This is a genomic window from Mesorhizobium sp. M7A.F.Ca.MR.362.00.0.0 (assembly GCF_004023175.1).
In the GTDB taxonomy this organism is placed as follows: domain Bacteria; phylum Pseudomonadota; class Alphaproteobacteria; order Rhizobiales; family Rhizobiaceae; genus Mesorhizobium.
In genome coordinates this window covers 12,772-35,707 of record NZ_RZTF01000028.1, presented here as the reverse complement: position 1 = coordinate 35,707, position 22,936 = coordinate 12,772, and the positions used below count along the sequence as shown (strand labels likewise).

Genomic DNA, 22,936 nt, shown 5'->3' with positions numbered 1-22,936 from the left:
CAAGACAATTCAGGCCAATGACGGGCTGCTCGCCGCCTTTCTTGATGGGGCCAATGACCGGCTGATCACCGGCGGCGAGGACGGCAAGGTGTTTTCCGTGAAAGCGGGCGGCGAGGTCACGGAATTGGCAAGCGCGGCCAAGAAGTGGATCACCAGCGTTGCCGCCGGGCCGCAAGGCGCCATCGCCTATGCCTCAGGCAAGACGGCCTTCGTGCGCTTCGCCGACGGCAAGACGAGGGAATTCGTCCATCCGCGTTCGGTCGAGGGGCTGGCCTTCTCGCCCAAGGGCATGCGCTTCGGTGTCGCCCGCTACAATGGCGCGACGCTGCATTTCCCGGCCGCCGAGGGCAAGCCGGTGGAGCTTGAATGGGCCGGCGCCCACACCGGCATCACCTTCTCTCCCGATGGCGCCTTCCTCGTCACCACCATGCAAGAAAACGCATTGCACGGCTGGAAGCTCGCCGAAGGCAAGCACATGCGCATGACCGGCTATCCCGGCAAGGTCAAAAGCCTGTCGTGGAGTGTGAAGGGCAAATGGCTGGCGAGTTCCGGCGCGCCGGCGGCGATCGTCTGGCCGTTTTCAGGCAAGGATGGTCCAATGGGCAAGGCACCGCTGGAGCTCGGCACGCGCGGCAACGCCATGGTGACGGCTGTCGCCTGCCACCCGAGCCAGGATGTCGTTGCCGTCGGCTATGATGACGGGATGGTGATGGCGGTGCGTTTTGCCGACGCCAAGGAAGTGCTGTTGCGACGGCCGGGCAAGGGCGCCATCACCTCGATGATGTGGGACAAGGAAGAACGCCGGGTCGCCTTCGGCAGTGCCGCCGGCGATTGCGGCGTCATCGATATCACGGCCTGACCCCGCTCACTCCGCTCCGCACGACACTTTGCCGCTGATTTCAACCGGTTTGCCGTCCTGGTCCATATCCGCCGCGGCGTCGTAGACGGCGAGCGTATAGTACCCGTCGTAGACGCCTTCGTCGCTGGTCTTGGTCAGGATCGTCAGTTCAACCGAGTTGATCTTTTGCGCGGCCTCGTGCTCACGATAGATGTTAAGCCGCAATTCCTTGCCGTCGAGCCAGTACTGCGTCAGGTTGGAATCCTCGAACACCGTCTTGCGCAGGCTGTCGCCGGCAGGCCGGCTCAGAATTTCGAGGTTGCCGCGAAAGTTGAAGGTCGGCCCGCCCATGCCTCTGGTGACGCCTGCCTCGACCTCGAATGTCGCCGCCGTGTCCTCGGTGGAGCACCAGATGCCACCCGACGCGAAGGCAGCGCCAGCCGACGACAGAAGCATTGCCACACACATGATCGTTCGCATTTTACCCCTCCACCTCAATTCCCGCTCATATTGGCGCTGACTTCGGCAGCACGGTCAAGCGCCGCCGCCAAAGGCTGAGCCAACGCAGGGCAGATGCGCGGCCAATTGCGGATGCGGACACGGATTGGCTAAGAGGGATCGACCAGAGGGGTTTTCATGCACAGCGACACGTCCAACACGTCCATCGGCGGCATCGGCCGCGACCGCATTGCCGATTTGCGCGAAACCGAGGGGGCAGCCTTCCGCAAGGCGCGGCCAAAATCGCAAGCCAAGATCGGCAACGGCCTGCCCGGCTTCTTCGGCGGCGTCCCGATGCACTGGATGAACGATTGGCCGACGCCGTTCCCGATCCTGGTCGACAACGCCAGGGGCGCTACGATCACGGATATCGACGGAAACAAGCTTGACGATTTCTGCCTTGGAGACACCGGCTCGATGTTTGGCCATTCGCCGCCACCGGTGGCTCGCGCCATCCGCCGCCAGGCCGGACGCGGCCTGACCTATATGCTGCCTTCGGAAGATGCGCTGGCCATTGGGCCGCTGCTGCAGCAGCGCTTCGGAATGCCATTCTGGCAGATCGCGACGACGGCGACCGACGCCAACCGCTTTGCGCTGCGTGTTGCCCGTGCCATCACCGGCCGCGAAAAAATCCTGGTCTTCAACGGCTGCTATCATGGCTCGGTCGACGAAACGATGGTGCGGCTGATCGACGGCAAGCCGGTCAACCGGCCGGGATTGGCGGGCGAGTTCCGCGACTTGACCCGCACGGCCAAGGTCATCGAGTTCAACGATGTTTCAGTACTCGAAGCCGCGCTTAGGGATAAGGACGTCGCCTGCGTCATCGCCGAGCCGGTGCTGACCAATTCCTGCATGGTGCTGGCCGATCCGGGCTACCATGACGCCCTGCGCAAACTGACACGCCAAACCGGCACGCTGCTTCTGATCGACGAGACGCACACGATCTCGACCGGCCCCGGCGGCTACACGAGGAAATATGGTCTCGACCCGGACTTCTTCGTGCTGGGCAAGCCGATCGCCGGCGGCGTGCCGGCCAGTGTCTGGGGCATGAGCGACGACGTTGCCTCACGCTACGCGGATTACAACAGGACCAAGGAGCCGGGCTATTCCGGCATGGGCACGACACTCTCGGCCAACCCGCTTCAGTTCGCGGCGATGCGCGCCACGCTCGAAGAGGTGATGACGCAGGAAAACTACGACCGGATGGATCATCTGGCGCGGCGGCTCGATGCCGGGCTGACCGGCGTGATCGATCGCTATCGCCTACCCTGGCATGTTTCCCGCGTCGGCGCTCGTGTCGAGTTCATCTGTGCGCCCGGTCCGCTGCGCAATGGCGCCGAGGCGGAAATGGCGCATGCACCGGAACTGGAGGCCGCCATCCATGTCGCGCTGGTCAATCGCGGCGTGCTGATCGCACCCTTCCACAACATGATGCTGATCTCGCCGGCGACCTCGGCTGCCCAGGTCAACCGGCTGATCACCGCCTTCGGCGCGGTTGCGGCGAAGCTTGCGGCATGAGACAAGCGGCGATGGACCACCCTAATGCCATGATAACCTCACCTTCGGGCTCGACACCTGCCGAGGCGCACGCCTTTCTCGACGCCCATCCCGAGATCGAGGCCTTCGATATCGTGCTGACCGATGCCAATGGCGTCGGCCGTGGCAAGATCGTGCGCCGGCATGAACTGAAGAGCATCTTCGAGGGCGGCCGCCATATGCCGATCTCGATCCTCGGCCTCGACATCACCGGCGAGGATGTGCACGAGACCGGACTGATCTGGACGACCGGTGATGGCGACCTTAGGGCATGGCCGATCCCCGGCACGCTGGTGCCGCTCTACGGTACGAGCCCGCCGCGCGGCCAGTTGCTGATGGCGATGTACATGCTCGACGGCCGACCGATGTCGTCGGATCCGCGGCTGGCGCTGGCGCGGCAGGTGGAGATCCTCGCGGCCAAAGGTCTCTATCCGGCCGGCGCCTTCGAGCTCGAATTCTTCCTGCTGGCCAACGAACGCGACGCTGACGGCAAGGTGCAGCCGGCGCGCGCGGTGCTCGATGGCCGCGTCTCGGGCAAGACCGAAGTCTATTCGGTCGACCATCTGCACGGCATGGAGCCGCTGTTTTCCGACATCTATGCGGCGGCCAAGGCGCAAGGCATTCCGGCCGAGACGGTGATTTCCGAATATGCGCCCGGCCAGTACGAATTGACGCTGAACTACCGCAAGGATGTGATGCGGGCGGCCGACGATCTGGTCATGCTGAAGCGGCTGGTGCGGGCGCAGGCGCGCCGCCATGGCGTCACCGCCTGTTTCATGGCCAAGCCGATCGAGAAATATGCCGGCTCGGGCATGCATTTCCATGTTTCGCTGCAGGACAAGGCCGGCCGAAACGTCTTTGCCGAAGCTGGGGGCGAGAGCTGGTCGCTGCCGCTGCTGCAGGGGCTCGGCGGCCTGATCCAGACCATGGCGGAATCGATGCTGGTGTTTGCACCGCATGCCAATTCCTGGCGGCGTTTCGTCTCGCAATCCTATGCGCCGGTGGCGCCGACCTGGGGCGTCAACAACCGCTCGGTGGCGCTGCGCGTGCCGGCCGGCGACGCCAAGAACCGGCGCATAGAGCACCGGCCGTCCGGCGTCGACGCCAATCCCTACCTGATCGCCGCAACCGTGCTCGCCGGAATCATCAAGGGCATGGACGAAGGTCTCGATCCCGGTCCCGAAACGACCGGCAACGGCTATGAGGCAGCGGTCACGCGCACGACCATGCCTGTCGACTGGCGCGCCGCGATCGAAGCGGCGCGGACGTCCAGCTTCCTGAAGAACGCGCTCGGCGAAGACCTGCACCGGACCTTCGTGGCGATCAAACAGTCCGAATATCTGCGGGTGGCACGCACGGTCAGCGAGTTGGATTACCACCTCTATCTGCACGAGGTTTGATGGATTCATGATGGGCGGCGATCACTTTTTCGCCGCCTCCATCAAATGAGGTAGCGTATCTTCTGTTTAGAACATATCATGAACAGATGAGCGCACTTACCGTCCGTGAAAAGCTGGCGATCCTCTCCGACGCCGCCAAATACGATGCCTCTTGCGCCTCTTCCGGTGCGGCGAAAAAGGACTCGCTGAAATCAGGCGGCATCGGCTCCACCGAGGGCATGGGCATCTGCCATTCCTATGCGCCGGATGGCCGCTGCATTTCCCTTCTCAAGGTCCTGCTGACCAATTTCTGCATCTACGATTGCAGCTATTGCATCAACCGCTCGTCCTCCAATGTGCGGCGCGCCCGTTTCACCATCGACGAGGTGGTGAAGCTGACCATGGATTTCTACCGGCGCAACTACATCGAAGGCCTGTTCCTGTCTTCAGGCGTCATCCGCTCGCCGGACGAGACCATGGGCGAGATGGTCGAGGTGGCGCGCCGGCTGCGGCTGGAGGAGAAGTTCTCCGGCTATATCCACCTGAAAACCATTCCGGAAAGTTCGGCCGAACTGATCGAGAAGGCAGGGCTTTATGCCGACCGGCTATCGATCAATGTCGAACTGCCGACCGACGAGGGTGTGAAGCGGTTGGCGCCCGAGAAGAAGCCGGAGACAATCCGGCTTTCCATGGCCAGGCTGCGCCAGAAGATGGAGGAGAAGGCCGAGCCGACTTTGAAAACCAAAAAGCGCGAACGCTTTGCGCCGGGCGGCCAGTCGACGCAGATGATCATCGGCGCCGACAAGACATCCGACGACGGCATCCTTCACACCAGCGCGCGGCTCTATGGCAGCTATCATCTGCGGCGCGTCTATTACTCGGCTTTCAGCCCGATTCCGGATTCGTCATCGTCGCTGCCCTTGCTGAAACCACCGCTGATGCGCGAGCACCGGCTCTATCAGGCCGACTGGCTGATGCGGTTCTATGGGTTTTCGCAGCCGGAAATCCTTGCCGGGAGCAGCGACGGCATGCTCGATCTCGCCATCGACCCGAAGCTCGCCTGGGCGCTGCGCAACCGGGGGCAGTTTCCGGTCGACATCAACCGCGCCGACCGCGAAGCTCTGCTGCGGGTGCCGGGTCTCGGCACCAAGGTGGTGGCAAAGATTTTGGAGACGCGCCGGCATCGGCGCATGCGGCTGGAGGATGTCGGGCGGGTCTGCCAGTCGATCGCCAAGCTCAGGCCGTTCATCATCGCCGAAGGCTGGTCGCCTGGTGCGCTGACCGACAAGGCCGGCCTGCGCGACAAGATCGCCCACTCCTGCGAACAATTGTCGTTGTTCTGATCATGCGGCCGGCGGAACTCGATCTCGCCAGATACAGAGTTCGGCTCGACAGCGAGACGGATTTTGCCGGCTGGCGTGACGCGGCACGGCGGCTGGCCCTGAATGAGGTCAGGCCCGAGGACGTCTACTGGCATGTCGCGCCGGGCTCTGATCAGGCAGAATTGCCCGAAGTGCCTGCGCGCGCGCAACTCGTCGTGCCGCGCGACTTCATCGGGCATGCCGAAACGGCCTTCTGCCATTCCGATCCCGGCCGGTTTGCCTTTCTCTACCGAATGCTCTGGCGGTTGCGCGACGAGCCTAAACTGCTGGAAATCGCGTCGGATCCCGACACCAGGCGGCTTGAGGCCATGGAAAAGGCGGTTCGGCGCGACAGCCACAAGATGCATGCCTTCGTACGCTTCCGGAAAATCGGCGACGATGCCGATGAGCGCTATGTCGCCTGGTTCGAGCCGGATCATTTCATCGTCGAGCGCAACGCCGATTTCTTCGTCAGGCGTTTCACCGGCATGCGCTGGACGATCCTGACGCCCTACGCCTCCGCCGATTGGGATGGCGAAAGGCTGGCTATCGGACCGGGCGCGGCCAAGGGCGATGCGCCGGATCAAGACGACACCGAGACGCTCTGGCGCATCTATTTCGAGAACATCTTCAATCCGGCGCGATTGAAGGTGAAGGCCATGCAGAAGGAGATGCCGAAGAAATATTGGCGGAACCTTCCCGAGGCTTCGCTCATTCCAGACATGATCGCAGGAGCGGACAAGGCCGCCAAGGACATGATTGCGAAGATGCCGACAACACCCGCGCCGCACCACGCCAAGGTGCAGGCACGGCATTGGCCGAAGCAGCCCGCCGAAGCACCGGAAGATGATGCAGACACGATTCCCGAGTTGCGTGAGGTAGCGAAAGGCTGCCGCCGCTGCCCGCTGTGGCGCGACGCGACGCAGACCGTCTTCGGTGAAGGTCCCGACAATGCCAAGGTGATCTTCGTCGGCGAACAACCGGGGGATCAGGAGGATCTTGCCGGCAAACCTTTCGTTGGTCCGGCCGGCAAGGTGTTCGATGCGATCCTGGATGATGCCGGTGTCGATCGGCAAAAGGTCTATGTCACCAACGCGGTCAAGCACTTCAAGTTCGAGCCGCGCGGCAAGCGCCGCATCCACTCCAAGCCGAATTCCGGTGAGATTCAGGCCTGCCGCTGGTGGATCGACCAGGAATTCGAGCTGATCAAGCCGAACCTCGCCGTGGCACTCGGCGCGACAGCGGCGATGTCGCTGCTCGGCAAGGCGATCCCGGTGACAAAGATGCGCGGACAAGTGATCGAGCGCGAGGACGGATTGCGCGTGTTCATCACCATCCATCCCTCCTTCATTCTGCGCATCCGCGAGTCCGCGGACAAGGAGGCTGAACGCGAACGGTTCCTGCAGGATATGAAGCTGGTGAAGCGGCTAATGGCCGCCTGACCAGTCTGTTTTTCGCAATTCCGGACGGAAAACCGCTTCACACTTTTCCTGGAATTGCTTCAGCTACCTGATCAGAATCGCCCTGAGATCGTTGACATTCGTGCCGGTCGGGCCGGGTACGAAGAGATCGCCAACCGCGTTGAAGGCCGTCCAGGCATTGTTGCCGGCAAGCATGGCCTTGGCATCGACACCGGCCGAGCGCATGCGCGACACGGTCGAGCCATCGGCGAAGGCGCCGGCATTGTCTTCCGAACCGTCGATGCCATCGGTGTCGGCGGCCAATGCGTGGATGCCTTCGACGCCGTTGATGCCGATAGCAAAGGCGAGCAGGAATTCCGAATTGCGGCCGCCCTTGCCTTTTGCCCGTAGCGTGACGGTTGTCTCGCCGCCCGACAGGACCAACACCGGCTTCGAAAATGGTCGGTTGCGCGTCGCCACTTCACGCGCGATCGCGGCATGGACGCCGCCCACCTCGCGCGCTTCGCCCTCGATGGCATCGGAGAGGATAACGGCCTCGACACCCTGCCGTTTCGCTTCCGCAGCGGCGGCTTCCAGCGATACCCCGGCCGAAGCGATCAGATGCACCTCGTTGCGCGAAAAACGCTCGTCGTCCGGGCTTGGCGCATCGGCGGCCGGCGAATTGATATGCGCCATCACCGAGGCCGGCAGTTTCATGCGATAGGCCGATATCGAGGCCAGCGCGTCGGCGCGACTGCCTGTATCCGGTACGGTTGGGCCGGAGGCGACCATTGCCGGATTATCGCCGGGAATATCGGAGACGATCAGCGACACCACCCTGGCCGGCCATGCGGCCGCTGCCAGCCTGCCGCCCTTGATGGTGGAAAGGTGCTTGCGGATGGTGTTCATCGCCGCGATCGGCGCACCCGAGGCGAGCAGCGCCTCGTTGACGGCGATCTCGTCGGCCAGCGTCAGGCTGCCGGCCGGCGACGGCAACAGCGCCGATCCGCCGCCGGAAATCAGCGCCACCACCAGGTCATCCTCAGTCAGATCCTGGACCTTGGCGAGCAGGCGCCGCGAGGCTTCCAGACCGGCAGCGTCCGGCACCGGATGAGCCGCCTCGATGATCTCAATGCGCTCGCAGGTCGCGCCATAGCCATAGCGGGTGACGACCAGCCCTTCGATAGGGCCGTCCCACGCTTTCTCGAACGCTGCCGCCATCTGCGCCGAGCCTTTGCCCGCGCCGATGACGATGGTGCGGCCCTTCGGCTTGGCCGGCAGATGATCCCGGATGGTTCGTTCCGGGTCGGCGGCGGCGATGGCGGCGTTGAAGATGGAGGTCAGGAATGCCTTGGGATCGAGCACGGTCATTCGGCGTCCCGAGGCAATGCCAGGCCGCGCTTGTCGACGCCCAAATGATCGCATAGCGCATCTACGACGACGCCGTGATCCTCGCGCTCCGGCAGTCCGGAGACGGCGATCACCCCGATGACGCCGGCGCCCTTGACGGTCACCGGAAAGCCACCGCCGGCCAGCACGTAGTCGGCAATATCCAGCCCTTCGCCGATCTTGAAGCTGCGGTCCGGGCGCTGCTGTTCCAACACCATACGATAGGTGCTTCTCAGGAACCGTTTGACCACATTGATCTTGCGCCGCGCCCAGTCGGGATTGGAAGCATTCGAGCCCGGCAGCGCGGCATAGAACAGCGGCCGATCCCACAGCCTGATATCGACAATGATCGGCATGGCCTCGGCCAGTGCCCGCTCACGGATCGCCGCGCCGATCTCGAAGGCGACGGCCTCGTCGAACGCCGGGAAGACCAGCGTCTCTTCCTGTTTCTGGATCAGAGCGATGTCGTCCGCAGCGGCCATTTTTGTTCTCCGAATCGTCACAAATCGTGTGTACGACAAGCTCCGCCCGGTCAAGGTCCCGTCGTCGCGGCCACCTTCTCCCCGAGGGGAGAAGAGATAAAGCGCCGCCGCGATCTCCTCTCACCTCGGGGAGAGGTCGGATTGTCCCGAATTGCCCCTTCGCAATTCGGTTCGCAATCCGGGTGAGGGGGACGCGACGCTCGGTGAAAAACCGCACTCGACTCACCAGCCAATAAAAAACCGACGTCAGCTTGCTTCTGACGTCGGTCATTTAGGTTTTGGGATCGTCGCACCCGATTCTTCCGAAGAAGAACCGAGGTTGGTTCGATCCGACGCAGACCCGTGGGCGGGGGGCTTGGGGTTTACGAGCCGGTGCCGGACCGAACCGTCTCAGGCAACACCGGTAAATTCGTCGGACATTGGGGCATGAGCGCGGATAAAAAAAGGCAGAAATGTGGCGGAACATCACCAATTCCAACACGGCGTTTCCTAAAAGTGACTGGACGTAACGGAAACAGCGCGGCGCGGGGCTCGGTTCGCTGGGCTTGCAATTCAGTCGCGAACACGCCAACTTTGGTTGGCAAAGATTCATTTTGAAGGATCGAGGCATGACCGATGACAGCGGCGGGACGGGGGATGGGGACGCATCCGCGATATTGATCCCGCTGCACGAGGCGCGACGCGAACGTCTCGATCAGCCGGTGCGGTTCGACCGCCGCGAGCTGGACCAGATCCTCAGGCTCTACGGCCGCATGGTCGCCGCCAATGAATGGCGCGACTACGCCATCGATCATCTTGCGGATCGCGCTGTGTTTTCCGTATTTCGCCGCACCAGCGAAGTGCCGCTGTTCCAGATCGTCAAGGATCCGAAACTGGCCCGCAAGCAGGGCGCTTTTGCCGTCATCGCCGCCGGCGGCCGCATCCTGAAGCGCGGCCAGGAACTCGGCCGCGTGCTTGGTGTGTTCGACAGCAAGCTGAAGCTGGTCGAAGCCTGAGCTGGGGAATTAGAGCAGGGGAATTGAAGAACTGGAGAATTGAAGAATTGATGAAAAGGGCACTCGACGCCTGACGCTATCTTCTTCAATTCTTCAATTCTTCAATTCTTCAATTCTTCAATTCTTCAATTCTTCAGTTCCCCCTAAGGCGAAACTTCCGCTCCGGCAGCGATTCGGGATCGGGCGGCAGCGTCGCACCGCCATTCAGCGACAGCTGCATGAACACCGTGTCCAGCCAGCGCCCATGCTTGTAGCCGGAACCTTCAAGGCGTCCCGAATGGCGAAAGCCGAGCTTTTCGTGCAACCGCACCGAGGCGCTTTCGGGACGGCCATCGCCGATCACCGCGATGATCTGGCGAAAGCCCGCCGTCGTCACTGCCTCGATCAGGCTTTGCATCAGCTTGAGCCCGACGCCCTGGCCCTTGGCCTCGGGCGCGACATAGACCGAATCCTCGACGATGAAGCGATAGGCCGGGCGTGGCCGGAAGGCGCCGGCATAGGCGTAGCCGAGAACGGTCCCGTCCTTCTCCGCCACCAGGTAAGGAAAGCCGCCGGCCGTCAGGCTGTCGAATCGAACACCCATCTCCGCACGGCTCGGCGGCTCCAGCTCATAGCTCGCCGTGCCTTGGGTCACCGCATCGGCATAGATGTCCGTGACGCTGTCGAGGTCGGCCACCGTGGCGGGCCGGATCGCAATATTGCTCATTGTTTATGCATGCCGTTTCTCTGCTCGCAATAACAGCAAGGGCAAAGACAAAAGAAAAGGGCGGCCGTTGGGCCGCCCTTCCGGAAGTTGATGGTCCAATGCCGCTTTAGCGGCGGTCGCCCATGAACTGCAGCAGGAACATGAACAGGTTGATGAAGTCGAGATAGAGCGTCAGAGCGCCCATGATCGCCTTGCGGCCGGCGACGTCGGAAGTGTCGCCCTCGAAATACATCTCCTTGATCTTCTGCGTGTCATAGGCGGTCAGGCCCGCGAAGACCAGCACGCCGATCGCCGACACGGCAAAGGACAGCGCCGACGACTGCAGGAAGATATTGATCACCGACGCGATGATGATGCCGAACACGCCCATGATCAGGAACGAGCCCATCGCCGTCAGGTCGCGCTTGGTGGTGTAGCCGAACAGCGACAGCGCACCGAAGGCGGCGGCCGTGGCGAAGAAGGTCTGTGAGATGCTGGCCGTGGTGTAGACCAGGAAGATCGAAGACAGCGACAGGCCGACGAGACCAGCATAGACCCAGAACGTCGTCTGCGCCGCCGAAACGCTCATCGACTGAACGCGGAACGACAGGAACAGCACGGCAGCCAGCGGCGCCAGCATCACCACCCAGCGCAGCGGCGAGCCGAAGATCGCGTAGCCGAAGGAGGTCAGCATCTCGCCGCTTGGCAGCGTCGCGACAGCCGAAGCCGGATCGGTGGTGGTGGCCAGCATGATCGTGCCGATCGCGGCAAGACCAGTGATGAGGAGGCCAAGCCCCATCAGATTGTAGACCCTGATCATATAGGCGCGCAGGCCCTGATCGATGTCGGCACCGACGCTGACGCCGGGCACGGCGCGCGTCTGGTAGTTGCGAATGGGATCAGCCATTGTAGTCCTCTATTGCTTCTGCCCCGTCGGGTGTCAGGTCCTTCCGGACCCAGGCGCCGCTGGCAGGGCTCCAGCATGCCTGTGGCGAAATATGATGGTTATTCGCGTCAAGAACAAGTCCGTAACCGGATGTAACGGTTCGTGAGAGGGCGAAGTGCCGATTCCTCGGCTTTTCGGAGGGCTTTCTTACCAAGATTTAATCCAGGATGCCCACTTCCGGGCCTGTCGTCACAAATTGCGCAGCACCGGTGCTGCCTTGTGGCCGAGCACCCGCCAGGTGCCGGCCAGACCAATGCCGACCGTGATCACCAGCGAAAACAGAATGGTCGCCACTGCCACCTCGGGCATGAAATGCGACGGCAATGTCATGATGCGCGCGACGACGAACCAGGCCGCCGCACTGCCCGCCGCCAGCGCGAAGATGGCGGTGGCCAGTCCGATCAGCATGTATTCGAGCGAGAAGGCCGATATCAGCGTCGTGCGTGTCGCACCCAGCGTCTTCAGCACCACCGCATCATGGATGCGCGCCCGGTTGCCGGCGGCGAGCGCGCCGGCCAGCACCAGCACCGAAGCGATCAGCGCCACGCCGGCCGCGGCCCGGATCGCCGAGCCGAGCTGTCCGACCAGCCGGTTGACGACATCGAGCGCGTCCTTGACCCGCACCGTCGTCACCGCCGGGAAGGCGCGGGTGACGGCGTTGAGGATGCGGGCGTCGTCGGCCGTCGAGGTACTCTTTTCGGTCAGCGTCGCCATCCAGCCATGCGGGGCGCCCGCGAATGTGTTGGGCGAGAACACCATGACGAAATTGATGCCCATCGTCTCCCACTCGACCTGGCGGAAATTGGCGATCCTGGCGGTGACATTGCGTCCGAGCACGTTGACGGTGATGGTATCGCCGAGCTTCAGCCCGATCTCCTTGCCTTCTTGCGCCGAAAACGAAACCAGCGGCTCGCCGCTGTAATCTTCGGGCCACCAACTGCCCTCGGTCAACGTCGCGTTCTGCGGCTGCCTGGTGTCATAGGTCAGGCCGCGGTCGCCCCTCAGCACCCAGGCGCCTTCCGCCGGCACCTTCACCTTGTCGACATCGATACCGTTCAGCGCCATCACCCGGCCGCGCAGCATCGGCACCTTGGCCAGTACGCCCTGCGGCGCCTCCTTGCCGATCAGCGCCGAGAAAGACGCGACATCGGCGCTCTGGATGTCGACGAAGAAGAAGTTCGGCGCCCGTTCCGGCAGGCTGCCGGAGATCTGCCGCCTGAGATTGCCGTCGATCAGCGCCAGCGTCACCAGCAGCGTCAGGCCGAGCCCCAAGGACAGCACCACCGATGGCGTCAGCGCGCCTGGCCGATGGATGTTGCCGATAGCGAGCCTGAGCGCCACGAAGCGCACGCGCGGGCTCTTCCTGGCCGCCCATTGCACCAGTGCGCCGACCACGCGCAGCACCAGGAAGGCGAAGACGGTAGCGCCGACAAAGATCGAGGCGATGCGCTGATCGCCCGAGAACAGAATGGCCAGCGCCGCAAGCAACAGCGCGATACCTATGGCCGCCGCGACATAGGCGGGGCGCGGCAAGCCGCGGCCTTCCAGCCCCATTTCGCGAAACAGCGCGGTTGCCGGCACGTCGCGGGCGCGGCCGAGCGGCAGCAGCGCGAAAGCCAACGTCACCAGCAGGCCGAACAGCGCCGCCATGCCGAGCGCGCCGGGATAGAAGCCGCCTTCGGCCGGCACCGGAATGACGGATTGCAAGGCCGCACTCGCCGCGAACGGCATCAGTGCGCCGAGCACAAGGCCCAGCACGATACCCAATGCGGCAATGATCAGGATCTGCACCAGATACACGGCAAAGACGAAGCCGCCCGAAGCGCCCAGGCTCTTGAAGGTGGCGATGACGCCGCGCTTGCCGTCGAGATAGGCGCGTACTGCGTTGGCGACGCCGACACCGCCGACCACCAGCGCCGTCAGCCCGACCAGGGTCAGGAACTGCGAGAAACGTTCAATGTTGGACGACAGCGCGGGCGCTGCGTTGCTGCGTGTGCGGATCGACCAGCCTGCTTCGGGGAAATCCGTGGCGGCCTGGTCCTGGACGGCCTTCAGCCGCAACTCGTCGGCGTCCGCCGGCAGCCGGATCTTGTAGGCATTCTCGACCAGGCTGCCCGGCTGGATCAGTCCAGTCGCCGCCAGCCCGTCGGTCGAGATCATCAGCCTTGGCGCGAAGCCGAAACCGTCGGACACGGCGTCCGGTTCGGCGACCAGCCTGGCGCGCAGTTCTAAAGTGGCGGTGCCGAGCTTCAGCCGGTCGCCGATCTTGACGTGCAACCGCTCGAACAGAAGATCGGGCGCCGCTGCGCCGAAGACGCCGAACTCTTCGCCGAACAGTTCCTGTTTCGACAGTGCCGGCTCGGTCTCCAGCGTGCCATAGAGCGGATAGGCATGGTCGACCGCCTTGGCCTCGACCAGCGCCTGGTCGGATCCGTCGGCCAGACGCGCCATCGAACGCATGCTGGCGGTCCGGGAAACTGTGCCGAGCCCGTCAAGGAAGCTGCGCTCCGCCTGGCTGGCGTCACGCTGATTGATCTCGAAGCGAAGATCGCCGCCAAGCAGCGTCTGGCCCTGATTGGCGACACCGGCGGTGATCGAACGCGCCACCGAGTTGACGCCGCCGATGGCCGCGACGCCGAGCGCGATGCAAGCGAGGAAGATGAGGAAGCCGGACAGGCCGCCACGCATCTCGCGCAACGAGAAGCGAACCGCGAGCCTCAACGTCCGGGACAGCGGCATCAGGCCGTCACCTTGACGGGGGTAGGTGCCTCGATCCGGCCCGAGCGCATCGATACCTGGCGCGAACAGCGCGCCGCGAGCGCCGGATCATGGGTCACCAGCACCAGCGTCATGCCGCGCTCGGCCGCTTTGGCAAACAGGAGGTCGGCGACCTGCCGCCCGGTCGCCTGGTCGAGATTGCCGGTCGGCTCGTCGGCGATTAGGATGCGCGGCGACGGCGCCAATGCGCGGGCGATCGCCACGCGCTGCTGCTCGCCGCCCGACAATTCGCCGGGATAGTGGGTGACGCGGTCGCTGAGGCCAACCGCCGCCAGCTCGCGCGCCGCTACCGCGAACGGATCGGCATGGCCGGCCAGTTCCAGCGGCACCGCGACATTTTCGAGCGCCGTCATGTTGGGAATGAGATGGAAGGACTGGAACACGATGCCAATGTTTCGGCCACGAAACGAAGCAATCTGGTCTTCGCTTTTGCCGTTGAGCAGCTCGCCGGCGATTCGGACCGTACCCGAATCGACCCTTTCCAGTCCTGCCAGGACCATCAGCAATGTCGACTTGCCGGAACCCGAAGGCCCGACGATGCCGGTCGCCTCCCCGGTCGCCACATCAAGGCTGACACCCTTCAGCACATGCACCGATGAAGCGCCCTCGCCAAGGGTCAGGGATACATCTTTCAGCGCGATGACGGCTTCTGTCAAAATGAAATCGTCCTATAATCTGGGAAGGCTCTGCTTGCCGGAAGCCGTCGACTGAAGAATTCCTAGCTCATATGGGGCCTGCCGCATGTCTTTCAAACGCAGTATTGCCGCAGGCCTCATGGTTTTCCTCGCCATTTGCGGCGCCATGCCGTCAGCGCGTGCCGAGCCGTTCAAAATCGTCGGCTTCGGCGACAGCCTGACGGCGGGCTATGGCCTTGGGCCTGACCAGGGCTTTACCGACAGGCTGCAGGCTGCCCTTCGCGCCAAAGGCCATGATGTGAGCGTCGACAATGCCGGCGTTTCCGGCGACACGACGAGCGGTGGCCTGGCGCGGCTCGACTGGTCGGTGCCCGACGGCACGCAACTGGTCATCCTCGAACTCGGCGCCAACGACATGCTGCGCGGCGTTTCGCCCGACATCACCAGGAAGAACCTCGACGAGATGCTGAGCAAGCTGAAGCAGCGCAAGATTGCCGTGCTTCTGGCCGGCATGCGTGCCGCACCCAATCTCGGCCCCGACTACCAGAATGCGTTCGACGCCATTTTTCCGGACCTGGCGAAGAAATACGACGTCGTGCTCTACCCGTTCTTTCTCGACGGCGTCGCCGGCCAGCCCGGCATGCAACTCGAGGACGGCCTGCATCCGAGCGTTGAAGGCGTCGACCAGATAGTCGAACGCATCCTGCCGACGGTCGAGAAGGTGATCGCGGCAGTGCCGGGCGATTCCTAGCAGATTGGAACTGTTTCCGCGCATGGGGCTTTTAACAGGGACTGTGGCCAACAAACCTCTTGCTCCGTTTGACTATCGATGATTCGCTGGGGATGACAGTTCGATTCGAGGAAGGGAGGCTCTTCATGCCGCGTCTTTTCACCGCCCTCGAAATTCCGCGTGACGCTGCCCTTTCGCTGTCCCTGCTGCGGGGCGGCTTGCCGGGAGCCCGCTGGATCGATGTCGAAAACTACCATCTGACGCTGCGCTTCATCGGCGATGTCCCCGGCCATGTCGCCGACGAGATCGCCAACGCGCTCGACCGCGTCCACCGCCCTTCCTTCTCGCTGGCGCTGTCCGGCGTCGGCGCTTTCGGCCAGAAGAAGCCACATGCGGTGTGGGCAGGCGCTTCCGCCTCGCCCGGTCTGGCCGCCCTTCAGGGCGAGATCGACCGCATCTGCCAGCGGCTCGGCATCCCGGCCGATCCCCGCAAGTTCATGCCGCATGTCACGCTGGCACGCTTACGCAATTCGACCCCGCTGGACGTCGCCCAATATCTGTCGGCGCGCGGCAATTTCTCGACGCTGCCGTTCCGCATCGGCCGTTTCGTGCTGATGTCGTCGCGCGATTCGGTCGGCGGCGGACCTTACATCGTCGAGGAAGCCTGGCCGCTGTCAGGCACGGACGCCCGCGCGTCCAGCCTTGTCACCAGCGCCTCCGACGCCTCGCGGATCATGCGATAGGCGGAAGCGAAGGCTTCTACCTCGTCATGATAAGGATCCGGCACGTCGCGTGCCTTTCCCTGCGCGAACTCCAGGAACAGATGGATGCGGTCCTGCACGGCCGCCGGCGCCAGCGCCTTCAGGTCGGCGACATTCGACCGGTCCATGCCGAGGATCAGGTCGAAACGGTGGAGGTCCTGCGGCGTGACCTTGCGCGCCCTTTGCCCGGAAATGTCGACGCCGTGCCGCACCGCGACCGCGATCGCGCGTCGATCGGGGGCAGAGCCGGCCTCCCAGTCACTGGTTCCCGCTGAATCGAGCAGGATATCCCGGGCCGACCCGCGCTCGGCCCAAACCGCGCGGAAGACACCTTCCGCCAGCGGCGACCGGCAGATATTGCCGAGGCAGACGAAGAGAATGGAGTTTATGGGCTTCGCGCTCATCGATCCGTCGCTATGGTAAGGGTCGTTTTCGAATATCACAGGATATGGACATGGCGAGAGAGAAACTGGGCAGGCAAGCCGCTGAAGCCGCATTGACCGGTCTTGACGGCTGGGCGCTGGCGGAAGACGGCGCTTCCATCAAGCGCACATTCACCTTCGCGAATTTCTCCGAGGCTTTCGCCTTCATGACCCGCGTCGCGCTTGCCGCCGAGACGATGGACCATCATCCCGACTGGTCGAATGTCTACAAGACCGTCGATGTGACGCTGAACACTCACGACGCCGGCGGCGTCACCGCGCTCGATATCGATCTGGCCAAGAAAATGAACCGTTTTGCCGGCGCCTGAGGCCTGGTATCGCCTCGACAAGCCCAAATCGGCACCGGCATCTTGTAGCCGGGGTCGGGTTTCACCACATTTTCCCCCGCGGGCATGCGCCGGATGCGCATGGGCGCTCGCAAGGAGACACTGATGGCGCAACAATCCGGTTTTGATTTCTTCGGCTTTGGCGGCAAGCTGGCAAACGAGAGCGAAGTGCGCGAGAAATTCTGGCGCACAGCCAAGAAGGCCGCGCGGCAGATCCCCTACATGGAAGAGGTCGTGGCCGCCTACTACTGCGCCATGGACAAGAACACCCCGCTGCGCGCCAAAGGCATTCTGCTCGCGGCGCTCGGTTATTTCGTGCTGCCGGTGGATGTCATCCCCGACTTCGTCTTCGGGCTTGGCTTCACCGACGACATCGCCGTGCTCACCGCCGCGATCACCGCCGTCAGTGCCCACATCACAACTGCGCACCGGCAGGCCGCCAGGGACGCCATGGCCGACAAGGGCTGAACTCGCGCACGGAACGCCGTTGAAGCCGGCTTTCTGCGGCAGCGTAAAAAGTCAAACTCTTGCCGCTTTCGTGGCCTCCAAGTCGCCAAAGGGATGTCGCGCCAGCCGCTCGCAAGGCGGCGGCGCGGGAATGGCGGCGGTTTCCTCGGGGTGAGGGTCCTTTTCTCTTCGGAAATTCACCGTTTGGTAACCCAGATTAAATCAAAATGAAGCGACGGGCAGGACGCCAAGCCGGCCTGCCTCCGCACCATTTGGAATACGGGAAAAGCGATGCGCGGATTAATTGCACTAGTTTCGAGCCTGGTCCTGGTGGCCGTGGCAGCGCCGGCGCTGGCGCAGTCGGCGACCAAGATCGGCCAGCACAATGCCTGGGGCACCTACAGTTACCAGGCATCGGGCGGCAAGGTCTGCTATGTCCTGACCGTGCCGACCGACAAGCAGCCGCCTACGCTCGATCATGGCGACATGTTCTTCTTCGTCAGCCAGCGGCCCGGCCAGCAAGTGTCCTACGAGCCGCAGTTCATTGCCGGCTACAATTTCCAGGACGGCTCCAAGGCCACCGTGACCATCGATAAGAAGACGTTTTCGATGTTCACCCGCGGCAAATCGGCCTGGGTCGAGAATGCCGCCGAGGAGCCGGTGCTGATCGCCGCCATGAAGACCGGCACCGACATGAAGGTGACGGCGAAGTCCGGCCGCGGCAATCCCACCTCCTATGTCTTCTCGCTGAAAGGTATTTCGGCGGCGCTGACGTCGATTGCCAAGTGCAAATAGGCAAGGAGTGCAGGCACGCACTTCGTTTTGAATGAAAGGCCGGGCCGCGAAGCCCGGCCTTTTGCTTTCAGCCTTGCGCCGATCCCGGCCCGGCCTCCGCCCGCCGCCGCCGGATCGCCTCGGCGATGAAAATACGCGACAGCGCGTGGTAGAGCGGTTCGTGCGAGATCATCCGCGCCGTACCGTAGCCCAGCATCGAGGCCAGCATCAGCGCGATGACATTGTCGTGATTGCCGGTCATCTCCAGGATGATGACGAAGGCCGTCATCGGCGCCTGCACCACCCCGGCGAAATAGCCGGCCATGCCGAGCAGTGCCGCAGCCCCCGTGCTGGCGCCGAAGAGGAGGCCGAGCGAACTGCCGATGCCGGCGCCGACCGCCAGCGAGGGCGCGAAGATGCCGCCCGGAATGCCCGAGATCATCGACAGCAGTCCCGCCAGGAACTTTTCGGCAAAGAAGAACCACGGCAGCGGCGTGCCTTCGACGGCGCCGCGCGCCTGCATGTAGCCGGTGCCAAAGGTCAGCCCGCCCGAGGCGATGCCGATCACTGCAACCAGCAGCCCGCAGACGGCCGCGACCAGCAAGGCGCGCCGCAAAGGCTGGCCTGTGTTCCAGCGCCGGATCCGGCGTGTCGCCTTCAACGCCAGCAGCGAAAACAGCGCGCCGAGCCCGCCGCCGATGACGCCGCAGGCGATCACCAGCGGCCACTCGGCGGCAAACGAGATGGTGTCTTTGGCGACCCCGAAATAGGTGTAGTTACCGAGCAGGCCGAGCGAGGCGAGGCCGGCCAGGATCACCGCCGTCAGCACCAGCCCGTTGGTACGCGCCTCGTAGGTACGGCCCATCTCCTCGATGGCGAAGACGATGCCGGCCAGCGGCGTGTTGAAGGCGGCGGCGATACCGGCGGCCGACCCGGCCAGGATCAGGCCCCGCGCCTGCACCATGCCGCCCCAGCGCGCCGCCTGCAGCATCAGCGACGCGCCGACCTGCACGGTCGGACCCTCGCGGCCGATCGAGGCGCCGCAGAACAGGCCGACGATGGTGAGCATGATTTTGCCGACCACCAGCTTGAGGGACAGGATATGACTTCGGTCCTCGTCGTCGCGAAGATGGCGGGCGGCGATCGCCTGCGGAATGCCGCTGCCTTGCGAGCCGGGAAAGAAGGTGTGGGCAAGCCAGGCGCACAGCACGAAACCCAACGGCGTAACGGCAAGCGGCAGATAGAAACGCCAGCCGCCTGCGTCTCCTGTCATCAGGTGAAACAGTTCCTGCGCCCTGTCCGCCAGCACCGCGAACAGCACGCTGATCACACCGATGCCAAGCGCCCCGGCCCAGAACACCAGGCGCGGCTGCCACACCCGCCGTGAGCCCCACATCGCGCGCGAACGCCGCAGCATGGGATATCTTCGCGATGTGCCGGCCATGTCTGTCCTCGAGCGGGGAGTATCGAGCCCTAACACGTGCAGGCCAGAGGTTAAACCGGCACAACCCATGACTCTGCCCTCAACCTGTGCTATGCGCCGCGCTTCCTTTCCGGCACGATGCGTGAAATCGGCCGCAAACCGCTTATATCAGTGCAACCATGACCCTTTCATTCGATCTCACCACTGACGGCGCCCGCGACGCGTTGCGCGCCCGCGCGGCACAGCCCGAAAAGCCGTCGCTGATCGGCCTGACGCGGGTCGAACTCGCCGAGGCTCTGGTTGCATCAGGCACTGTGCCCGAGCGCCAGGCGAAAATGCGCGCCCAGCAGCTTTGGCACTGGATGTATGTGCGCGGCGTCTCCGATTTCGCCGGCATGTTCAACATTTCCAAGGATCTGCGCGCCGAGCTGGACAAGCATTTTACCGTCGCCAGGCCTGAAATCGTCGAGGAGCAGATCTCCGCCGACGGCACCCGAAAATGGCTGTTCCGCTTTCCGCCGCGCGGCGCCGGCCGGCCGGTCGAGATCGAGACGGTCTACATTCCCGAAGAGGGTCGCGGCACGCTGTGCATCTCCTCGCAGGTGGGCTGCACGCTGACCTGCTCGTTCTGCCATACCGGCACGCAGAAGCTGGTGCGCAATCTGACGGCTGAGGAGATCCTCGCCCAGCTGCTCACCGCCCGCGACCGGCTCGGCGATTTTCCCGACCGCGACACGCCCGACGGCGCCATCGTGCCGGCCGAGGGCCGCAAAGTGTCCAACATCGTCATGATGGGCATGGGCGAACCGCTTTACAATTTCGAAGCGGTCAAGAAGGCGCTGCTGATCGCTTCCGACGGTGACGGCCTTTCCTTGTCGAAGCGCCGCATCACGCTATCGACCTCCGGCGTCGTGCCGGAAATCTTCCGCACCGGCGAGGAGATCGGCGTCATGCTGGCGATCTCGCTGCATGCCACCAATGACGATCTGCGCGACCTGCTTGTGCCGATCAACAAGAAGTATCCGCTGAAGGAGCTGATCGCCGCCTGCCGCGCCTATCCCGGCTTGTCGAACGCCAGGCGCATCACCTTCGAATATGTGATGCTGAAGGACGTCAACGATTCCATCGAGGATGCCAAGGGCCTGATCAAGCTGCTCAAGGGCATTCCGGCCAAGATCAATTTGATCCCGTTCAACCCGTGGCCGGGCACCAACTACCAGTGCTCGGACTGGGAGACGATCGAGAAATTCGCCGATTACATCAACAATGCCGGCTATGCCTCGCCGATCCGCACGCCGCGCGGCCGCGACATCCTCGCCGCCTGCGGCCAGCTCAAATCCGACTCCGAGCGCATGCGCAAGGTCGACCGGCTGGCGCTGGAAGCGATGATGATAGCGGGGCACGGCGAGGCGTGAGCCGCCCCGTCGCCTGGCTAAGACGCTTCGCCATCATGGCGGTCGGCTATGTCGCCGCGGTGCTGACTTCGATCCTGGTGCCGGTGCTGCTGATCGCTCTTCTGGAAGGCATCGAGGACGGCAACTGGTCCATCATTTTCGCCTTCGACTGGCTGGGCTCGTTCCCGCTCGCCGTGTTGACCGTGATGGTCGGCGCGCTGTTGATCGTCGGTCCGGCGCTCTTCGTCGCCGAACGGTTTTCGCTGCGGGGATGGTTCTACTTCGCCGCCACGGGTGCGATCACGTCCATCGCCTTTGGCGTATCCATGCCGCGCTCGGCCAGCAGCTTTGTTTTCAATCCGGGCTTTCTGGGTTTTCTCGCCACCGCCGGCATCGCCGCCGGTTCGGTCTACTGGCTTCTGGCTGGACGCAGATCCGGCACGCGACAGACTCTGGGCCGGGATTGATGGCGCGTCTCGTCGGCTATCTCATCCGTTTCACCGTCATCCTGTTCGGCTATGCCGTCGCCTCGCTGGCGGCGAGCGCCTTCCTCAATATCCTGTTGCTGGCATCGCTCGGCTACACGCCGGAGCATGCGCATCCGACGGCGACGGCTTCCCTGTATTTCTCAATTCCCTTCGCCGCCCTGTTCGTCGCCTATTTCGCCCTGATGCCGGCCTCTGTCGTCATCCTGCTTGCCGAAATCCTCGGCCGGCGCGACTGGCTGTTCTATGCGCTGGCGGGCGCGGTGGTTGCCGGTGTTTTCCTCGGGCTTGCCGACCACAGCGGTGACACCGCCTTCGCCGTCAGGGACACCAGCGCCATCATGGCCGTGATCGGCAGCGGCATGGTCGGTGGTATCTTTTACTGGCTCAGCGCCGGGCGCTGGGCCGCAAGCTGGTGGCAAGGCGAACCAGGATCAAAAGAGGATGGCCAGACAGGATGACGGCGCCTACTTCGCCTGGGCCGTCAGGATCTTGAGGGCGAAGGCGGAGAACACGCCGGCGAAGAGATAGTCGACCACCCGCGTGACGCGCGGGCTGGCCTTCATCGCCGCCGAAAACTTTTCCGCCGCCAGCACCATCGGCACCGTCACCGGCACCGACAGCACGATGAACATCAGCCCAAGGAAAAACAGCTTTCCCGGTGCGTTCGGATCATGCGCGGAGACGAACTGCGGCAGGAAGGTCATGAAGAACAGGATGATCTTCGGATTGAGCAGATTGACGCCAAGGCCCGCCGCCCAGCTGCGCAACAGCGAAATCTCGGGGCCTGTCTTCTTCTCCGGCGAAAAGGCCGAGCCCCTGGTGATTGCCTGCCAGGCCAGGAAGACGAGATAGCCCGCGCCGAAGATCTTCAGCACGAAGAAAGCCATCGGCGAGGCGACGATCAGCGCCGAGACACCGACAACCACCAGCGTGGTGTGGATCAGCGTGCCGCACAGCGCGCCGGCCATCGAGGCAAAGCCGGTGGCACGGCCCTGGTTGAGCGTGCGCGAGACGAACAGCGTCATGTCCGGACCCGGCGTGATCGCCAGGATGACCGTGGCAATGGCGAACTGGATCAGCGTGGCGGTGTCTGGAATGAACGACATGAGCGGCCCCAGGGAATTGGGAGGCCTATACAGGATGCGCCATGACGATGCCAGACACAGCAGCCACCCGATGTCGATCCAGCAGGCGTCCGCAAGGCATTCGCTGGACGGCCGGCCGCGGC

The 22,936-nt window shown here is 63.7% G+C and carries 24 protein-coding genes; 14 read left to right on the top strand and 10 right to left on the bottom strand.

Going from position 1 to position 22,936, the window contains the following annotated elements; all coding sequences use genetic code 11:
- Window positions 1–859 (top strand): WD40 repeat domain-containing protein (locus tag EOC06_RS06560; RefSeq protein ID WP_164898487.1); only part of this gene is annotated, 859 nt, incomplete at its 5' end.
- A gap of 6 nt (window positions 860–865) precedes the next feature.
- Here EOC06_RS06560 and EOC06_RS06555 read toward each other — a convergent pair.
- Window positions 866–1,318 (bottom strand): hypothetical protein, encoded by a 453-nt coding sequence (locus EOC06_RS06555; RefSeq protein WP_128307377.1) that lies wholly within the window; start codon window positions 1,316–1,318, stop codon window positions 866–868.
- A gap of 156 nt (window positions 1,319–1,474) precedes the next feature.
- Here EOC06_RS06555 and EOC06_RS06550 point away from each other — a divergent pair, with 156 nt between their 5' ends.
- The 4 genes from EOC06_RS06550 (at window position 1,475) to EOC06_RS06535 (ending at window position 7,054) form a co-directional block, all read left to right on the top strand.
- Window positions 1,475–2,854, top strand: a complete 1,380-nt coding sequence (locus EOC06_RS06550; RefSeq protein WP_128307376.1) for an aspartate aminotransferase family protein — start codon at window positions 1,475–1,477, stop codon at window positions 2,852–2,854.
- A gap of 11 nt (window positions 2,855–2,865) precedes the next feature.
- A complete protein-coding gene (locus EOC06_RS06545; protein ID WP_128307375.1) occupies window positions 2,866–4,272 on the top strand; it encodes a glutamine synthetase family protein in 1,407 nt (468 codons plus the stop codon).
- Between the two features lie 86 nt (window positions 4,273–4,358).
- Complete coding sequence (locus tag EOC06_RS06540) at window positions 4,359–5,594, top strand: putative DNA modification/repair radical SAM protein (RefSeq protein WP_128307374.1); 1,236 nt, start codon at window positions 4,359–4,361, stop codon at window positions 5,592–5,594.
- Window positions 5,595–5,596: 2 nt separating this feature from the next.
- Entirely contained in the window at window positions 5,597–7,054 is a 1,458-nt protein-coding gene (locus tag EOC06_RS06535; protein ID WP_128307373.1) for a UdgX family uracil-DNA binding protein, read from the top strand.
- Window positions 7,055–7,117: 63 nt separating this feature from the next.
- On the opposite strand, the gene EOC06_RS06530 is transcribed toward EOC06_RS06535, so the two are convergent.
- Together EOC06_RS06530 and EOC06_RS06525 are read right to left on the bottom strand one after the other, a co-directional pair.
- Window positions 7,118–8,383 (bottom strand): glycerate kinase, encoded by a 1,266-nt coding sequence (locus EOC06_RS06530; RefSeq protein WP_128307372.1) that lies wholly within the window; start codon window positions 8,381–8,383, stop codon window positions 7,118–7,120.
- Window positions 8,380–8,883, bottom strand: a complete 504-nt coding sequence (locus EOC06_RS06525; RefSeq protein ID WP_127331376.1) for a heme-degrading domain-containing protein — start codon at window positions 8,881–8,883, stop codon at window positions 8,380–8,382. Before EOC06_RS06525 ends, EOC06_RS06530 begins: the two co-directional genes overlap by 4 nt.
- Before the next feature lie 608 nt (window positions 8,884–9,491).
- Between EOC06_RS06525 and EOC06_RS06520 the strand changes: the two genes are divergently transcribed.
- On the top strand, window positions 9,492–9,878 hold the full coding sequence (locus EOC06_RS06520) for a DUF2794 domain-containing protein (RefSeq protein WP_127269004.1): 387 nt from the start codon (window positions 9,492–9,494) through the stop codon (window positions 9,876–9,878).
- Between the two features lie 133 nt (window positions 9,879–10,011).
- On the opposite strand, the gene EOC06_RS06515 is transcribed toward EOC06_RS06520, so the two are convergent.
- From EOC06_RS06515 to EOC06_RS06500, 4 genes are all read right to left on the bottom strand, one after another.
- Entirely contained in the window at window positions 10,012–10,584 is a 573-nt protein-coding gene (locus tag EOC06_RS06515; protein ID WP_128307371.1) for a GNAT family N-acetyltransferase, read from the bottom strand.
- Between the two features lie 106 nt (window positions 10,585–10,690).
- Window positions 10,691–11,470 (bottom strand): Bax inhibitor-1/YccA family protein, encoded by a 780-nt coding sequence (locus EOC06_RS06510; protein WP_127271172.1) that lies wholly within the window; start codon window positions 11,468–11,470, stop codon window positions 10,691–10,693.
- A 228-nt stretch (window positions 11,471–11,698) separates the two neighbouring features.
- Window positions 11,699–14,248 (bottom strand): ABC transporter permease, encoded by a 2,550-nt coding sequence (locus tag EOC06_RS06505; RefSeq protein WP_128307370.1) that lies wholly within the window; start codon window positions 14,246–14,248, stop codon window positions 11,699–11,701.
- Window positions 14,248–14,943, bottom strand: a complete 696-nt coding sequence (locus tag EOC06_RS06500; protein ID WP_027037462.1) for an ABC transporter ATP-binding protein — start codon at window positions 14,941–14,943, stop codon at window positions 14,248–14,250. The genes EOC06_RS06505 and EOC06_RS06500 overlap by 1 nt, the downstream gene beginning before the upstream one ends.
- Before the next feature lie 85 nt (window positions 14,944–15,028).
- On the opposite strand from EOC06_RS06500, the gene EOC06_RS06495 reads away from it, so the two are divergent.
- Both EOC06_RS06495 and thpR read left to right on the top strand, forming a co-directional pair.
- On the top strand, window positions 15,029–15,673 hold the full coding sequence (locus EOC06_RS06495) for an arylesterase (protein WP_128307369.1): 645 nt from the start codon (window positions 15,029–15,031) through the stop codon (window positions 15,671–15,673).
- Window positions 15,674–15,798: 125 nt separating this feature from the next.
- Window positions 15,799–16,395: an RNA 2',3'-cyclic phosphodiesterase gene (gene thpR, locus EOC06_RS06490; RefSeq protein WP_127329347.1), complete on the top strand. Its 597-nt coding sequence runs from the start codon at window positions 15,799–15,801 to the stop codon at window positions 16,393–16,395.
- Here the strand turns inward: thpR and EOC06_RS06485 are convergent.
- The gene (locus tag EOC06_RS06485; RefSeq protein WP_128307368.1) at window positions 16,299–16,817 is read right to left on the bottom strand and encodes a low molecular weight protein-tyrosine-phosphatase; all 519 of its coding nucleotides are present in this window, start codon (window positions 16,815–16,817) and stop codon (window positions 16,299–16,301) included. The genes thpR and EOC06_RS06485 overlap by 97 nt on opposite strands.
- Window positions 16,818–16,867: 50 nt before the next feature.
- Between EOC06_RS06485 and EOC06_RS06480 the strand changes: the two genes are divergently transcribed.
- The 3 genes from EOC06_RS06480 (at window position 16,868) to EOC06_RS06470 (ending at window position 18,424) form a co-directional block, all read left to right on the top strand.
- A complete protein-coding gene (locus EOC06_RS06480; protein WP_023811314.1) occupies window positions 16,868–17,164 on the top strand; it encodes a 4a-hydroxytetrahydrobiopterin dehydratase in 297 nt (98 codons plus the stop codon).
- Between the two features lie 123 nt (window positions 17,165–17,287).
- Entirely contained in the window at window positions 17,288–17,650 is a 363-nt protein-coding gene (locus EOC06_RS06475; RefSeq protein WP_128307367.1) for a YkvA family protein, read from the top strand.
- A 270-nt stretch (window positions 17,651–17,920) separates the two neighbouring features.
- The gene (locus tag EOC06_RS06470) at window positions 17,921–18,424 is read left to right on the top strand and encodes an invasion associated locus B family protein (protein ID WP_127268363.1); all 504 of its coding nucleotides are present in this window, start codon (window positions 17,921–17,923) and stop codon (window positions 18,422–18,424) included.
- 67 nt (window positions 18,425–18,491) lie between these two features.
- Here the strand turns inward: EOC06_RS06470 and EOC06_RS06465 are convergent, their stop codons facing one another.
- The gene (locus EOC06_RS06465) at window positions 18,492–19,847 is read right to left on the bottom strand and encodes a chloride channel protein (RefSeq protein WP_128307366.1); all 1,356 of its coding nucleotides are present in this window, start codon (window positions 19,845–19,847) and stop codon (window positions 18,492–18,494) included.
- A 158-nt stretch (window positions 19,848–20,005) separates the two neighbouring features.
- On the opposite strand from EOC06_RS06465, the gene rlmN reads away from it, so the two are divergent.
- The 3 genes from rlmN to EOC06_RS06450 are packed head-to-tail and all read left to right on the top strand — an operon-like array spanning window position 20,006 to window position 22,166.
- Entirely contained in the window at window positions 20,006–21,241 is a 1,236-nt protein-coding gene (rlmN, locus tag EOC06_RS06460) for a 23S rRNA (adenine(2503)-C(2))-methyltransferase RlmN (protein ID WP_127329343.1), read from the top strand.
- Window positions 21,238–21,687, top strand: coding sequence for a hypothetical protein (locus EOC06_RS06455; RefSeq protein ID WP_128307365.1), 450 nt, complete (start codon window positions 21,238–21,240; stop codon window positions 21,685–21,687). Before rlmN ends, EOC06_RS06455 begins: the two co-directional genes overlap by 4 nt.
- Window positions 21,687–22,166 carry a hypothetical protein gene (locus EOC06_RS06450; protein WP_128307364.1) on the top strand — a complete coding sequence of 160 codons (480 nt, stop codon included), beginning with the start codon at window positions 21,687–21,689 and terminating at the stop codon, window positions 22,164–22,166. Before EOC06_RS06455 ends, EOC06_RS06450 begins: the two co-directional genes overlap by 1 nt.
- 6 nt (window positions 22,167–22,172) lie before the next feature.
- On the opposite strand, the gene EOC06_RS06445 is transcribed toward EOC06_RS06450, so the two are convergent.
- Complete coding sequence (locus EOC06_RS06445) at window positions 22,173–22,814, bottom strand: LysE family translocator (protein WP_127271180.1); 642 nt, start codon at window positions 22,812–22,814, stop codon at window positions 22,173–22,175.
- Between the last annotated feature and the right edge of the window lie 122 nt (window positions 22,815–22,936).